Consider the following 15390-nt stretch of genomic DNA (forward strand, 5'->3'; position numbering starts at 1 on the left):
GCGGTTCGCAGCAAGACGGAATACCGGCACCATACCCGGCATACCGGATTGCGGCAGATCGCTCTTCGTCACTTTCTGCTTCCTAAGCATGGGAGTGCCCGACAACCCGGGCTGGATTACCCACCACAATGGTGAAGGGTGCGACGTCCTTGGTCACGACCGATTGGGCTCCGACGACGGCGCCACGACCAATCGTCACTCCCTTCAATATGGTGGCCCCGAACCCGATCCATGCGTCATCCTCGATGATGATCGGAAGCGTCGTAACATTTTCGAGATGCTTCGGATGACCTTCGCTGAAGATGGCCAGGAAGTGGGCATGGCGATCGGCAGCCGAGAGGGAATGCGAGATATTGTCGTGGATGTTGACGCCGTGAGAGATCAGGACGCGATCTCCGATTTTGATCGACGATGCAGACCAGATATATGAATGCTCACCGATAAAGCAGTCGCGTCCGACTGAAATCGAGCCACCATGCCCCAAGGTTTCGAAACGGCAGAGGACGTGGCTGTTTGCACCTATCCGTATCGAATCCCTGTCGCGATGATTGAATAACCGGGCTTCGGGATAGATCACCGCTCCCGGCGCCACCCTGCACCGCAACCCCTTCCGCTTCCGGACGGCAAGACGCCAGGCCTTGCGTGGAGCCATCGCCAGAGGCCTGGCGGTGCGCCACAACGCGCGTAGAACAAGGTACATCTTGCCGCCTTTCATCTCGAACGCGCCACATTGTCCATGATCCTGGGCGTGAGGATCGCGTAGGGGATCAGGGCAAAGGCGACGAACGCCGTGAGCGTGGCCCAGACCGATCCGGATACGCCGATCGTACGGACCAGATATATTTCGAGCGCGATGGAGGTCGCCGCGGTCAGGGTGGTGAAAATAAGCTGCGGCTTCACGACATGCGCTCCGTTCAGGAACATCGCCAGGCAAAGGCCGACTGCCTCGACCACCTTCCACAAGCCAAGCCCGAGGATCAGGAAAAAGGGCGGCTTTACCGCACCGCCGACCCACAATTGGATGAGCCAGGGGGCCGCGACCACCAGGATGGTCGACAGCACGGCCGCAGAGCCGACCGCGACGCGGATGGAGCGGTACAGGGTACGCCGCATCCATTCTATGTCGCCGCGCATCAGCGATTCGCGATAGGCCGGCCAGAGCGGCGTGAGCGCCATGGTCACCGCCATGGTGATGAAGCTGAACAACCGGTCCGGCACCGCATATTGGGCCACCGCCGAGACACCCAGGATCTGGGCGATGATCAGGTTGTGCGCGTTGTAGGAGATCGACGCCGCGATCTGGAGCAGGAAGAACAGCGCTCCCGTTCGCGCCACTTCTGCGGCGGTTGACCGCCTTACGAACGACCATCCCGGAGYCAGATCGGGGCGCATACTGCCGAAGAAGATCAGGCTGTTCACCGTCAGCGCCACTAGCGGGCCGCCCATGAAGGCCAAGACGAGCCATGGCAGCCCGGCATTGAGGAGGATCGCCAGGAGGACTGCGCAGAGCGCCACCACGCTCCCGAGGCATTGCCACAAGCTCGCCACGAACCCTCGCTGAAGCCCCATTTGCGTCCGCAGGACGATGTTGGACGGAATCGAGAGCGCGAAGCAGGTGACGAATACCGCGATCGCCGGGCCTGCTTCCCGCTGGGCCAGCGCGGAATGGACATTGAAGAAACGGAACCATGGCACGAAGCTGTAGGAGATCGCGAACGCGGTCAGGATGAACAGGCCCACGCTGCACAGCGCCACCAGGCCGCTTGAGACGGCCGCGCGGATCGCGGCATTGTCGTCGCGACCATGGGCGGCCGCGATGATGTTAAGTAGCCCGTTGCCGATCCCGAAATCGGCGAACGCCAGCATCGCGACCATGGAACTCATGATCATCCACATCCCGTAGCGCTCGACGCCCAGATAATGGAAGGTGAGCGGCACGGTGATGAGCGCGGTCGATACAGATACGACCTTCGCGACGACAGACGCTCCGGCGGAAAGCATCGCCCGCCTCTTACGTTCGTCAGCCCGTCCCTCGGGCGTCGAAAGGTCCGACGTTTCCTCGAAAACGAATCTCGCAACCGCGAAAGGATTTGCCATGCGCACGCGAGATATCACGAATCGCGCCCAGTCGAATCCATTGCCTAGCTCCACTGCACCCGGAAAGCCTAGCCGACTGGGCGGCCCGCGGCCAGCTCTATCAGTTTCGCCGCACGTGCGAAATATGCTGCACCTGCGGCGCTCCCTCGCTTCGCCGCCTGAGGCGAGGATGAAGGGCGAGCAAAGTTCCCAGCGCCAGATAGAAACAGAAATAGGTCCCGTTCATCGTATTGGGCATCTCGGCGATGAAGATCAGCAGCATGTGCGGCAGGAAGCGGCGCATGCCCTCCGGCGAGACGTCCCCGGCGCGCACCACGCCTCGCATGAAGACGGGATAGAGGATCGTGAACAGGTACGGGATCAACCCGATCAGGCCGAATTTCAGGAGAATGTTGAGCCAGGAGATTTCGGAGGAATACCGGATGAAACGGTCGGAACCGAATACGTTGCCCGTTTCCTGCAGCATGTGGAAATAGGGGCTGTAATAGGTACCATCGAGGCCGCGACCCGTGAAGATTTCGGTCTGCGACATGTCTTCGATCAACTCGGTGAACAGGAACGAACGCGTATCCTGAAAAAAATCCCGGTCCAGCCAAGCGAGATAATCGCCATATTGCGCTGTGATATAGGAGAAGATGATCGGTGTCGTCAGGAAGGCGATGGCGAGCAGGATGCTGTATCCCCGGCTCATTTTACGCGTGTAGACGAAGCTGAATCCGAGCAGCACGAAAGCCGCAAAATAGGTACGGGTGCCCAAGACATACATGCAGACGGCGATCAGCAGGCAAAAGCCGGCACGCCAGAGGCGTGCACCGAACCAGCTGGCTTCCTGCTGACTGCACAGCATGAACGCACAGGCGGTGCCCAGGGTCGTCAGATTAAGATGCAAGTCCGCGAAATGATTGACGACGGACAGGGCGACCAGCAGGCCGATGGGCACTATAGGAGGGATGCTCCGAAACGCAGCCGTGACCTGACCATCGGCATTCGCCACGATCACGACCGGGACAAGCAGGACGAACATCCAGGAAGGCGCCGAGAATTGCGGACTCAGCAACATCGTGACCGCGTCGCTCAGATGCCCCTTTGCAAACCACACGCCCAGCCAGAAGACCACCACGGCGACGAAGGTGAGGATGGCGCCTCGCCACACACTGGGGAGCTTCATCCTCAGCAGGTTGCGCAAACCCACGCCTATGACGGCGAGCGCGATGGCGGTCTTGGTCGCGTAGTTGACGACTAGGAATGCCGCGGGGCGCGTTACGCCGGGCTGCGACAGCATATCCAGCACGATCAACACCGTGAGTACGACGATGAACGCCACGGGCGGTATGCCGCCCCGCTTTTTCGCTCCCGATGGCGAGCGCCCTTTCCCGTCCTCAGCCCAGACTTCCGCTTGCGCGTTCATGAATCCGCCTCGAGATAGCATCGCTCGGCGCGAGCGTTGGCGTGCGGCAACGCGGTTTGCAAGGGCAGGATACTCACTCGGCACGGGATAGGAGCTTCTCGTCGCACGCGCCTCTTGCAAGGTTGACATCGCCGCGCCGCTTATCTAGCGGCGAGTGAGCAAGAAGCGGGGAAGTTTGTGAAAATAAGCGTCGTCACGCCTTCCTTTAACCAAGGCCGCTTCATTCGCAATTGTCTTGAAAGTGTAAAGTCTTCGCTTGGCGTCGAAGTTGAGCACATCATCCTTGACAATGTTTCCCAAGATGAGACCGCCGATGTTCTCGCCGAGTTCCGTAAGCGAAATGACGGCGTCGAGCGGAAGATCATCGTCGAAAAGGACGCTGGGCAGACAAGCGCGATCAACGCCGGTTTCACGATGGCGTCAGGCGATGTGGTCTGCTGGCTAAACACCGACGAAACTTACTATGAAGACACGCTGAAGACGGTCGCCGCCTTCTTCAAGGCCAATCCCGAGATCGATATCTGCTTCGGAGATTGCGACTTCGTCGATGCGGACGGCAACATCGTCAAGAAGCGGATGAGCTTCCCGTACAACAAGTCCATGCTACTATATTATGGATGCTACCTGCCTAGCTGCGCGACGTTCATTCGCCGCAGGGTCATCGAGGACGGGCAGCTTCTCGACCCGGAATTCAGGGTCAATATGGATTTCGAATATTTTGTCCGGCTGTCCCGGCTGGGGTACAAATTCCAGTGCATCCCGAAGGCCATGGCGACATTTGCGTGGCATGATTCGAATATCAGCAACATGTTCATCGAGCGCCGCCGATTCGAGCGCCTTACGGTGCAGCGCCGGTACAGCCCAATTCGCCTGCCAGAGCCGTTCCGCACCGCATCCTTCGAGGTGATCCGCTATTCGTGGATCGCGGCCCGGATCGTCCGCCGCCGCCTGGGCATGGTCCGCTGAAGCGGCCGGTGCGCGGCGCCACATCCCGACTGTCGGACTGGCCGAGGCGACAGGCATCTCGACGTTTTTTTGACCTCTCGGCCTTGCTCCCCTCGCCTCGCGGCTTGGTATCGCGCGGTGTCGGCGGTGCTTCTTCTCACCTCGAAGGGGAAATGGGCGATGCCAAGGGCTGTCTTCACGAAAGCATCCAAGGCCTTTCTGGCGATATCGGGCTCGATAGCGGCGGCGACCCTTCTCTCCGCCCCGGCCCGTACTGCGGCAGCGGCGGATGCCGGCGCCGACATTTTCGTCTCCCCGTCAGGCAATGACGACTGGTCGGGCCGGCTGGCCAGCCCCAATGCCTCCGGCTCTGACGGGCCGGTGCGGACAATCGGCAAGGCGCAGGCCCTCATCAGGGCGGTGAAGGCGAGCCAGCGCCGCAGCGGCGCCCCGTACAGGGTCCTCCTCCGGGGCGGAGTCTACAGGCTCGAACAGCCCCTGCTCTTTGGCCAGCAGGATTCGGGCCTTCCCGGTGCACCGATGGTGTACGCCGCCTATCCGGGCGAGACGGTGGTCCTGAGCGGCGGCTCCGATATCGGTCGCTGGAAGCCGAGCGGCAATGGTCTTTGGCAGGCCCCCCTGCCCGGCGACCTGCCCGACGATATCGGACAGGCCTTTGTGAACGACCGTCGGGCGAACCGCCCGCGCATTCCGGGAGCGGCTCTTTTCTCGGTACCGGCCGCCGGCGGCGCCGATACGAACGACCGTTATGTGCCCTTCGAGGCCGGTTCGCCTCTGCTGCGGACGCCGCTCGGGCCATCGGCCGAGTTCGTCGGCTTCTTCAAGTGGAGCTCGATGCGCGTCCCGATCGATCGGGTGAGTCCGCAGGACCAGAGAATCTATCTGAAGAGCCTCATACCGCTGCGCGGCGGCAAGACCGACATAACCCGCGGCACGACCTATTATATCGACAATGCCGGTCCGGCCTATCTTGCGGCCGGCCAGTGGAGCCTGTCGAGAGACGGTGGCACCATCCTCTACCGGCCGCAGGCCGGCGAGCAGATGAAGAGCAGCGTGATGCACATCCCGCGCCTGCCGACGCTGATCCGACTGGACKGCGGCAACGGGGGAATGCTCTCCGACTTCCAACTGAAGGGCATCCAGCTACGCTATGCCGGCTCGACCCAGCCTTATGCGCGAGCCGGCGTTCAGGCCGAGACCGGCACCTCCGCCGCGCTCGAAATCCGGAACGCCGAGCGCGTGGCGATCACCGATGTCGGTCTCACCCATATCGGCGGGGCCGGCATCAGGACCGCGACCAACGCCCGCAATATCGACATCGGCGGCTGCCGTATCGAGGATGCCGGCGGCGGCGGAATCTATATCGGCGAGAACTGGACCGCGAACCAGGGTGGGCCGGCGCCGACGCGGAAGGCGACGGTGTCCGACATCTCGGTCTCGCACTGCCGGATCGCCTTTGTAGGGCGCTATCATCACGGCGCGGTCGGCATCTGGGCGGGGCAGGCGCAGCATGTCCAGCTCGTCGGCAACGTCGTTCACGACCTCTATTATACCGGCATCAGCATGGGGTGGACCTGGGGGTATCGTGCGGCCGAGGCGTATCGCAACCTGATCCGCGACAACATCGTGTACAATGTCGGCGGGCAACTCTCCGACCTGGCCGGCATCTATACGCTGGGGCCGCTTAACGGCACGGAGATCAGCGACAACCTGATTTTCAACATATCCCGCCGTGAGTATGGGGGGTGGGGAATCTATGCCGACGAAGGCTCCACGGGGCTGTCGATTCACGACAATGTCGTCGCGCTGACCCAGGATGCGTCCTTCTTCCAGCACTATGGCGCGGACAATGTCGTGCGGAACAATCTTTTCATACGTGGCGGAAACGCCATCGAATGCGGCGTGCTCGACAAGCCATCCTCCATCACTGTGACCGACAACATCGTCATCGGCGGAGGGGTGTCCGGTTTCATCTCGTGCGGCGGCAGGACCAAGATCACCCAATCGAACAACCGGAAATCGCCGACGCCGCTCGAAAAGGCGATCGGCAAGACGGTAATCCCGGACACCGCGCGTATAGACCAGTTGAGGATCCTAGCCCGTTCGGCGGGAGTCGGGGCGAACGCGCGCTGATAGACGATTCTCCCGGCCCCATTCGCGCGGTCGCCCTGGCGGGCGTCCTTGGCGGCTAAGCGCACCCTCTTGCGCGCGCCGGGCCTAATGTGATTGACGATGGTTCGAGGGGTCGAGCGTGAAGATTCTGATCGTTCACAATTATTACCGTTCCGACAGTCCGTCCGGCGAGAATCAGGTCGTCGCGAACGAACTCGCCATGCTCGAGTCGCGCGGCCATCAGGTCGCCCTGTTTGCGCGCCACAGCGACGACCTGGCGCGCATGGGTATCCGGGGTGCGATTATCGGCGCCTTGGGCACGCCCTGGAATCCGCGCGCAGCAGCCCTGCTCCGCGTCGAGGCTGCACGCTTCGTGCCGGATATCGTGCATGTCCACAATAGCTTCCCGATGCTGTCCCCCGCCATTTTCTCCACATTATCGGACATCGCCCCACGCGTGCTGACACTGCACAACTACAGACTGTTCTGCGCCGCCGGGATCCCGATGCGCGAGAATCGGGTATGCACACTCTGCCTAGACAAGCGATCGGCAATACCTGCCCTCCGCCATGGCTGTTATCGCGGCAGCCGCCTCGCGACCGCCCCCCTTGCAACGAACATAGAATTGCATCGTCGATATGGTACCTGGCAGCGTGAGGTCGACGCATTCATCGCACTTACCGCCTTCCAGCGCGCAATTATGGTCGATGCCGGGCTGCCGGGCGACAAAGTCCATGTCAAACCGAACTTCACCTCGAAAACAACACCTCCCCTCCCTTGGGACGAGCGCGGCTATCATGCGCTCTATGTCGGTCGGCTCTCGCCCGAAAAAGGCGTATCGACCCTGATTGAGGCTTGGCGCCAATGGGGGCCGAACGCGCCGATGCTCAAGATTGCGGGCGGCGGACCACTCGAACAGGAGTTGCGGGCGAGCGCGGAAGGCCTACCAATCCAGTTCCTGGGCCAACTCGACGGCCAGGCAGCGCAGGCTGAAATCGCCACGGCGCGCCTCATGCTGCTCCCTTCCGAATGGTTTGAGGGATTTCCGATGGTTCTAGTGGAAGCCATGTCGCATGGTACGCCTGTAGCGGTATCGAATATCGGTTCGCTCCCTGAAATCGTCACGGCGCGACGAACTGGTCTCGTCTTCGAGCCGGGCAATTCCCCATCCTTGGTGGCCAACGTGAGGCGGTATTGGCAAGATTCCGCCAGCCTTGCCGCGCTCGGCAATGCCGCGCGCCTCGAGTTCGAAGCCCGCTATACCGAGAAGCCAAACCATGATTCGCTAATGGAGATATACGGGCACGCAATCGCCCGTTTCCGCGGCGCCTGACTGGTTCTAGCGTGTCGGTCGCGTTTATATAAGTAGGATACGACCATGCCGCTCTGATCAAGAAATCCGTGGTGGCAGCCAGATCCCACCTACGGCACTATGGCTCACCTTTTTTCGGATCATGGCAACGGCCCGATACCTTCACCAATGTCACGAACGCGCTCTTTTAGCAGACCGAAATATGCATAGCGATTTCACCTTAACCGCTCGTCAAGACGCGTCCCCGTTCGGAGCGGCCTTTAATCCTGACCCACCGTTTGCGACAAACCGACTGCGCACAATAGCGGGAACCTCCAGACGGCGCAGCGTGGAAACGAGTGCAGCAAGTGCGAGATGCTTGCCTAAAGTGCTTATACCAAGGCGCGGTGATGCTGACTCACGTTTCGGGATTCCCAAGCTGCTGAAAATCTGATTCGAGGTTGCGGGCACACGGAGGCTTGCGATGGCGGCAGCGATTGGCGTTCAATCTGACTACACACCGGCAGATTTGCGTGGATTTGCCCGACGAAGTGGTAATGCGGATCAGGTGCGGCGCCTATTGGCGGTAGCGCTGATCCTGGACGGCGGGAGCCGAAGTGACGCGGCGAAGGTTGCTGGTGTGACGCTTCAGATCGTGCGCGACTGGGTCTTGCGGTTCAACGAGAGCGGCCCCGATGGTCTGTCAACGCGAAAGGCACCGGGACGGGCCTCGATCCTGAACAATGAACAGCGCGCCCGGCTTGCGGCGGTTGTCGAGGCGGGGCCGATCCCTGCGGCGCATGGCGTGGTGCGCTGGCGGCTCGCCGATCTGTCGCAGTGGATCTGGGATGAGTTCGCGCTCTCCATCACGCGCCACACCCTCGGCCGCGAGCTTCGCGCGATGGGCTATCGCAAGCTTTCCGCGCGGCCTCGGCATCTTGGCCAGAAGCCCGATGACATTATCGATTTTAAAAAAGCTTCGTCGACCGTCTGGCGCAGATCAAGCGGCGGCTCCCGAGAGGTACGCCGGTAGAGTTGTGGTGGCAGGACGAAGCCCGCGTCGGCCAGCAGACCAAACTCACCCGGCGTTGGGCCAGGCGCGGCACCCGCCCCTCGGCACCCAAGGATCAACGCCGCTCCTCGGCATGGATCTTCGGCGCGATCTGCCACGCTGAAGGCAAGGCCGCCGGGATCGTCATGCCCAAGTGCAACAGCGAGGCGATGAGCATGCATCTCGAGGAGATCGCCTTCCACGTCGCGCCGGGCGCACAAGCCGTCGTGTTGCTCGATCAGGCCGGATGGCACGGATCAGCCGAACCGGTCGTTCCGCCCAACATCACTCTCATGCCGCTGCCGCCAAGATGCCCGGAACTCAACCCCGTCGAAAATCTGTGGCAGTTCATGCGCGACAACTGGCTGTCCAACCGCATTTTCACATCCTACGACGACATCGTCGACCATTGCTGCTTCGCCTGGAACACCCTCGTCAACCAACCATGGCGCATCATGTCCATCGGACCGCGTCAGTGGGCACATGGGTTCTGATCAATGCGCGGCGGTATAAGGCCCGGCGACGGCTTGGAAATGTTTTTCGGCCGGCCGGTCCTCTCATTCGCGTTGCGAGATCGGACACTGCGCAGTATCGATTGGGAGTGACGACCGCCGACCTCGAATCTCCCAATCGCCTGACAGAGGGAACCAGCGTAAGAAATCCAACGATCGACGCCCTAAAGGGGGGTCTCATCTTGTTGGTGATGATCGGCCACCTGTTCGTGCGGGGCTTGGGGGAAGACCCGATCAAATGGGAAATATATGGCTTTCACATGCCGGTATTTTTGGGGCTATCCGGTCTACTATTCAATCTAGAATCGTTCAGACGCCTATCTCCGTCAGAGGCGGCCGGAAAATACTGGCACAGAATGATTGCAGCGTGGTTGGTCGCTTTCCTCGTATTCACGCCCATGATGATCGAGCGCTTCGACCTATCGGCGCTTATCTCAGCTTTGGTGAAACCCAAATTTCACCTCTGGTACATACCCGCGCTGTGCTTTTTCATGGCGGTGTCATATGTCGGCAGCATCAGCCCCCGCATACTCTTCGCGCTTTCGCTTTGCGCCGGTGTGGGCTGGATGCTACTTTACGGCGTCGGCAGTTACGATGGGCCGCTATTCAAAGTTCCGCTGCCAGACCCCCGGTTCATAACGATGGCGCCGTTCTTTTTCTTCGGCATCTTGGTCGCGAAGCGGGGCGTATCAGAATGGTTATTACCGTTGTGGATAAGTCTTGCCGGCGTGGTTCTGTGGCAGATCTGCTTCTACATTCCGCCCGGACCGCACCAAGTTCCGGTCTTCCTTGTGACAAATCTGGCGTTCATCGCGCTTCTTCCACACGTAATATCCATGCGGGTCAACATTCCGGTTCTCGAATCGATGGGTGCCGATTCACTGTTCTTCTATCTCTGGCACCCATTGATCATATTCGCGTGTCAACGCTGGATTTACCCAAAACTCGCCGCGCCCGCTGCATTCTTAATAACGTTAGTCGTAGCGATCGCTGTGCTTTTTGCCGTCCGGGCGGTCGCCCACCGGGTTCCGGGAGTCGCGCCCTTGCTGGGCATTGCAGGGCGTGCGCGTTGACGTTCTTCAACAGCTAGTGTTGCCCCAGCCCGTTCGGCGCTGAAATGACGGACGGAATGACTGGATATCACTCAGCGGGCCGCTCCCTTGCTCGACAATATCGATAATTAGAGCGGCGAGCGTAAAATCTGAATCGACGGGATTCCCTTTGTGTGCGGGATGTGATTCACCGTGATCGGAGGTGGATCATGGGCAAAGCACATTCGGTTGATCTTCGAGAGCGGGTTTACGGCGATGTGGCTCTGGGCAAGTCGCGGCGAGCCGCTGCACAACGTTTTGGCGTAAGCGCGAGCACGGGCGTTCGTTTGGCGCAGCGCATGGCGAGGACGGGGTCGCTCGAACCGGCGCGTCAGGGGCGTCCACGTGGCAGCGGCAAGCTGGCGGCCCATCAGGATCGGTTGATCGCCTGGGTTGAGGCCGAGCCGGACATGAGCATGCCGGAGCTTGCAGCGCTGCTGGAAGCCGAGTGCGGCGTGATCGCGCACCCGACATCGCTTTCGCGGCTGCTTCTGGCGTCGGGCTATACCGTCAAAAAAAACGCTGCTGGCCGACGAAGCCGCACGCGCTGACGTTGCCGAGCGACGGCGGACATGGCGACGCGGCCGCCAGCCGCGGATGGCCCGTGAGCCGCATCGGCTGGTCTTCATCGATGAGACCGCGACGACCACCAAGATGACCAGGCTGCGAGGTCGGGCCCGCAAAGGTGAGCGGCTCAGAGCACGCGCCCCCTTCGGCCATTGGGGCACGCAGACCTTCATCGCTGCCCTTCGCCATGACGGGCTGACAGCACCCTGGATCATCGACGCGCCGATGAACCGGAAGATCTTCGAAACCTATGTCGAGACCCAGTTGGCGCCGACCCTGAGCCCCGGCGATGTCGTCATCCTCGACAATCTGTCGAGCCATAAAAGCGAGCGAGCCAAGGCGATCCTCAAGGAACACGGTGCATGGTTCGTGTTCCTGCCGCCATACAGCCCCGATCTCAATCCAATCGAAATGGCCTTCGCCAAACTCAAAGCCCATCTCAGGCGCGTAAAGGCCAGAAGCATCGACGACCTTTGGCGGGCAGTCGGTAATATCTGCGACCTCTACACCCCTGAGGAATGCTGGAACTTCCTCAAACACGCAGGATATGCGTCAGATTAAACGCACGACGCTCTAGGCCGCAACTGCAGCGGCAAGGAGCCTAGCAACTGGGCTTCCTCGTGCTTGGAGAAGTGCCTGGGGCAGCCACTTTTCGTGCTCAATCTTTGATGGGCTCGTCACTGTGAAGCAAGCCCTCACGATACGCTTCGGACTATGATCGCAAACGGTGGAGGCGTGACCCTATCATCCAGTCTGACGCCGCAAGACCCGACTGACCTCCTGCCACGCAACCTTCACAGCGAAGGTCGGCGCAAAAACGAGGTAGCGCCGCCAAAGCCGTCTGGGTTCGCCCAACAGACGGTGCAGCCACTCAAGGCGATTTTCCTGCATCCATTTCGGGGCGCGCTTTACATCGCCGGCGTAAAAATCGAATGCCGCCCCGAGGCCGATCATCGTCGCCCCTGGGATCCGCCCGACATTGTCGCGCATCCAATATTCCTGCTTCAGCGTGCTGAGCCCCACCCAGATGATGTCGGGTTTCGCCGCAGATATCTTGGAGACAATCGCCTGATCCTGTTCAGGCAACCATATGAAATGAGGCCGCAACGGTACGGATGCGCCAAAGTGATATAAAAACGAGTTGGAGTTCGCCGTGGAGATAAACAGATGGTGTCGACATCGCCCCGCTGATGTATGGGGGCGCCGAGCGCTGTTGCAGCGCGGAAAAAGGTCGCGCGAAGCACCAAACGTCCTCCGCGAGCGCAAGGTTAGGAATGGCTTAGAAACCTTTTGAGCAAGGTTGGCAAATGGACGCCGAGTGGGGGGAAAGTAGCATCCAGGTGGGTCCATCCGAATCGGACAGCCTCCGAAAGAGAGGCGGTCGCGGTATATTGCGTGCCCGTTTTATCGTCAGCTTGATGTCTATCGATCTCCTCGGCATCATTTGCGGCTTCGCGCTGACCCGTACGCTACTCGGCAGAGGCTTCTACGATACCGAATGGTTACCCTATCTGGGCGCGATCACCCCAATATACCTTGTCCTGGCAATCAACCTCAGGGCCTACGACATAATAAGCCTCAACTCGAGATTCGTCGCAGTCAAGACTGCGAGCAAGGCTCTGTTGATCACGCTGGCGACAATCGTACTGGTCGCATTCTGCCTTAAGGTAAGCGCAAATTTCTCTCGACTGACAATGATCATCGGCATGCTGGTGAGCACGGTGTTCGTAGCGATAGGAAGATATATTTTCGTTGGCCGGGCTGAGCAAATCCTTGGTGGAAAGGCGCATATCTCGATCCTGATGGTGGACAGCGACAATCCCGTTCCATCAGCCAACCATGTACTGCTGAAGCCCATGGACCATGATATCGATCCCGACAGTCACGATCCACACATGTACGACAGGCTGGCAAAGGCCCTGGGGTCGGCGGATCGCGTTATTGTAAGCTGCGCGCCCGAGCGACGCCAGAGCTGGGCCCGTGCCCTCAAGGGCGCCAACATCCGCAGCGAGATCATCGTTCCCGAACTGGCCGCGCTCGCCCCTCTGGGTCAGGGACGTCTGGAGGAGACTCCTACGGTCGTCGTTGCGAACGGCCCGCTTCGTCTGACGGATCGGCTGATGAAAAGAGCATTCGACCTTCTGGTCGCGGGCACGGCGCTGACATTGTTGCTGCCGGCACTCGTCCTAACCGCGCTCCTCATCAAGCTTGAATCCCCAGGGCCGGTCTTTTTCGTGCAGACCCGCATCGGTCGCGGCAACGAACAGTTCCGGCTCTTCAAATTCCGCAGCATGCGGCACGAAAAAGCGGACAGCCGAGGACGGAGATCAGCCGCCAAGGATGATGACCGCATCACCCGTATAGGGCGAATCCTGCGCATGACGAGCGTGGACGAACTCCCACAACTACTCAACGTGCTCATGGGCGACATGAGCATCGTCGGGCCGAGGCCACACGCGCTTGGCTCCCGGGCCGCCGACAAATTATTCTGGGAGATCGACGAGCGCTACTGGCATCGCCACACGACTAAGCCGGGACTTACAGGCCTCGCGCAGGTCAGAGGTTATCGCGGTGCGACACACTCGGAAAGCGACCTGATCAAAAGGCTCCAGGCCGACCTGGAGTATCTGGATCACTGGTCGCTATTGAAGGACGTCTGGATCCTGTTCAGAACTGTCCGGGTCATTCTTCATCCGAACGCCTACTAGCACTACTTTGGCAGAAGTGTGATTTTTGGGATTCCCAAGGTGGGAAATCACTGATTCATAGAGAGCCAGCTTTTGTGGAGGCTGGCGATGGAAGCGGACTGGCGGAGCGAACTCGAGACCTGGCTTTCGCCGTTCGCCGCGGTGTTGCGCAACAAGACGCGCCGACGGATGTGCCCGGCTTATATTGCGGGCCTGATTGGCCCCGGAGATCGCAAGAGTGTGCAGCCCATGGCGGCGTGATCCGACGAGGTCAGCTACGACCGGCTTCATCACTTCGTTGGCAGCGGCGTCTGGGATGAAGCTCCGCTCGAGGGGGGCACTTCTTGCTGAGGCCGACCGGCTGGTCGGGGGCGATGATGCCTGGCTGATCATCGACGATACGGCCTTGCCCAAGAAGGGGCGGCACTCGGTTGGCGTAGCGCCGCAGTATGCCTCGGCGCTCGGCAAAAACGCCAACTGCCAGACGCTGGTGTCGGTGACGCTGGCATCGCGCGAGGTGCCTGTGATGGTGGGGTTGCGTCTGTTCCCGCCGGAGAGCTGGACGAGTGATGCGGCCCGCCTGGATCGCGCCGGGGTTCCAGAGGAACTGCGACCTTACCGGACCAAGCCCGAGATCGCACTCGCTGAGATCGACCGGGTCTGCGCTGCCGGTGTTCGCTTTGGCTGTGTCCTTGCCGATGCCGGATACGGTCTCTCTGCGCCCTTCCGGCAGGTCTGAGCGAGCGCGGCCTCGCTTGGGCTGTTGGCATCCCGTTCAAACAGAAGGTTTACCCCGCCGATGTCAGCATGATCTTTCCCGTCGCCAATCGCGGGCGTCCGAGAAAAAACGCGATACCCGACATAACTTCGGTCTCGGCGCAGGCGATGCTTGAGATGGCACCATGGCGCAAGGTCAGTTGGCGGCGCGGCACCAAAGGCAAACTCTCGGCCCGCTTCGCCGCCGTTCGCGTGCGTGTGGCAGACGGGTCACCGCAGCGTATCCACGACATGGGCGCCCAGCACTTGCCGGCGAGGAGGTCTGGCTCGTCGGCGAACATCGCTCTACCGGCGAGCGCAAGTACTACCTCTCGAACTTGCCCGCCGGCACGCCGATCAAGCAACTGGCCGGTGCCATCAAGGCGCGCTGGGTCTGCGAACAGGCGCATCAGCAACTCAAGGAAGAACTCGGCCTCGACCACTTCGAAGGGCGTTCTTGGAAAGGCCTGCACCGACATGCCCTGATGTCCATGATCGCTCTTCGGACGACGGACGGCCCCCAGCGAACGACGTAGAGCGGGCCATTGATGTGACTGGGCTGGTCAGACGCAAGGGGGCGTCATCGGCCATCCGGAATCCTCACGTTGAGCTGCACCCGGTTTCGTGGACACCGAGATAAGGTGTTTTTGGAACCGGAGGGTGACGATGCAACGACGGAAGTTCAGCCGGGAGTTCAAGCTCGAGGCGGTGAAGCTGGTATTGGAGCGTGGCGTTTCGGCATCGCAGGCAGCGCGCGATCTGGATGTGCATGCGAACGTGCTGCGCAAGTGGATCCGCGAAGCGGAAGGCGACCCTGGATCGGCGTTTCCCGGCCACGGCAACATGAGGCCA

Annotated in this window: 12 protein-coding genes and 1 pseudogene; 9 read left to right on the top strand and 4 right to left on the bottom strand. The window is 60.7% G+C overall.

Features of this window, described 5'->3' with window-relative positions:
* Positions 1-82 precede the first annotated feature (82 nt).
* The 3 genes from AC1DT7_RS13605 to AC1DT7_RS13615 form a co-directional block, all read right to left on the bottom strand.
* Positions 83-715, bottom strand: a complete 633-nt coding sequence (locus tag AC1DT7_RS13605) for an acyltransferase (protein ID WP_478036549.1) — start codon at positions 713-715, stop codon at positions 83-85.
* On the bottom strand, positions 712-2001 hold the full coding sequence (locus AC1DT7_RS13610) for a lipopolysaccharide biosynthesis protein (protein ID WP_478036550.1): 1290 nt from the start codon (positions 1999-2001) through the stop codon (positions 712-714). Before AC1DT7_RS13610 ends, AC1DT7_RS13605 begins: the two co-directional genes overlap by 4 nt.
* A gap of 196 nt (positions 2002-2197) precedes the next feature.
* Complete coding sequence (locus AC1DT7_RS13615) at positions 2198-3505, bottom strand: hypothetical protein (protein WP_478036551.1); 1308 nt, start codon at positions 3503-3505, stop codon at positions 2198-2200.
* Between the two features lie 177 nt (positions 3506-3682).
* On the opposite strand from AC1DT7_RS13615, the gene AC1DT7_RS13620 reads away from it, so the two are divergent.
* The 6 genes from AC1DT7_RS13620 to AC1DT7_RS13645 all read left to right on the top strand — a co-directional run bounded on the left by AC1DT7_RS13620 (position 3683) and on the right by AC1DT7_RS13645 (position 11656).
* Positions 3683-4471 carry a glycosyltransferase gene (locus AC1DT7_RS13620; RefSeq protein WP_478036552.1) on the top strand — a complete coding sequence of 263 codons (789 nt, stop codon included), beginning with the start codon at positions 3683-3685 and terminating at the stop codon, positions 4469-4471.
* Between the two features lie 159 nt (positions 4472-4630).
* The gene (locus tag AC1DT7_RS13625) at positions 4631-6604 is read left to right on the top strand and encodes a right-handed parallel beta-helix repeat-containing protein (protein WP_478036554.1); all 1974 of its coding nucleotides are present in this window, start codon (positions 4631-4633) and stop codon (positions 6602-6604) included.
* Positions 6605-6722: 118 nt separating this feature from the next.
* Positions 6723-7916: a glycosyltransferase family 4 protein gene (locus tag AC1DT7_RS13630; RefSeq protein ID WP_478036555.1), complete on the top strand. Its 1194-nt coding sequence runs from the start codon at positions 6723-6725 to the stop codon at positions 7914-7916.
* Positions 7917-8358: 442 nt separating this feature from the next.
* Positions 8359-9419, top strand: a protein-coding gene (locus AC1DT7_RS13635) for an IS630 family transposase (RefSeq protein ID WP_478036557.1) whose coding sequence is annotated in 2 segments (ribosomal slippage) — positions 8359-8880 and positions 8883-9419 — 1059 coding nt in all. Because the reading frame shifts where the segments join, the coding sequence is not laid out codon by codon here.
* A 107-nt stretch (positions 9420-9526) separates the two neighbouring features.
* Complete coding sequence (locus AC1DT7_RS13640) at positions 9527-10510, top strand: acyltransferase family protein (protein WP_478036558.1); 984 nt, start codon at positions 9527-9529, stop codon at positions 10508-10510.
* Between the two features lie 188 nt (positions 10511-10698).
* Positions 10699-11656 (top strand): IS630 family transposase gene (locus AC1DT7_RS13645; protein WP_478036559.1). Its coding sequence is split into 2 segments (ribosomal slippage): positions 10699-11021 and positions 11020-11656, totalling 960 coding nucleotides; the frame shifts between segments, so codons are not numbered across the junction.
* Positions 11657-11839: 183 nt separating this feature from the next.
* Here the strand turns inward: AC1DT7_RS13645 and AC1DT7_RS13650 are convergent.
* Positions 11840-12181 carry a WecB/TagA/CpsF family glycosyltransferase gene (locus AC1DT7_RS13650; protein ID WP_478036560.1) on the bottom strand — a complete coding sequence of 114 codons (342 nt, stop codon included), beginning with the start codon at positions 12179-12181 and terminating at the stop codon, positions 11840-11842.
* Between the two features lie 332 nt (positions 12182-12513).
* On the opposite strand from AC1DT7_RS13650, the gene AC1DT7_RS13655 reads away from it, so the two are divergent.
* The 3 genes and pseudogenes from AC1DT7_RS13655 to AC1DT7_RS13665 all read left to right on the top strand — a co-directional run.
* Positions 12514-13803 carry an exopolysaccharide biosynthesis polyprenyl glycosylphosphotransferase gene (locus AC1DT7_RS13655; protein ID WP_478036561.1) on the top strand — a complete coding sequence of 430 codons (1290 nt, stop codon included), beginning with the start codon at positions 12514-12516 and terminating at the stop codon, positions 13801-13803.
* A gap of 87 nt (positions 13804-13890) precedes the next feature.
* Positions 13891-15074: pseudogene (locus tag AC1DT7_RS13660) on the top strand (IS701 family transposase).
* Positions 15075-15204: 130 nt separating this feature from the next.
* Positions 15205-15390 (top strand): transposase (locus tag AC1DT7_RS13665; RefSeq protein ID WP_478035524.1); only part of this gene is annotated, 186 nt, incomplete at its 3' end.

Source organism: Sphingomonas sp. P3_C6 (genome assembly GCF_056402595.1).

Excerpts from the sequence above, each read along its gene's own strand:
- AC1DT7_RS13605 (WP_478036549.1), bottom strand. The coding sequence starts at position 715 with ATGAAAGGCGGCAAGATGTACCTTGTTCTACGCGCGTTGTGGCGCACC.
- AC1DT7_RS13615 (WP_478036551.1), bottom strand. The coding sequence starts at position 3,505 with ATGAACGCGCAAGCGGAAGTCTGGGCTGAGGACGGGAAAGGGCGCTCG.
- AC1DT7_RS13655 (WP_478036561.1), top strand. The coding sequence starts at position 12,514 with ATGTCTATCGATCTCCTCGGCATCATTTGCGGCTTCGCGCTGACCCGT.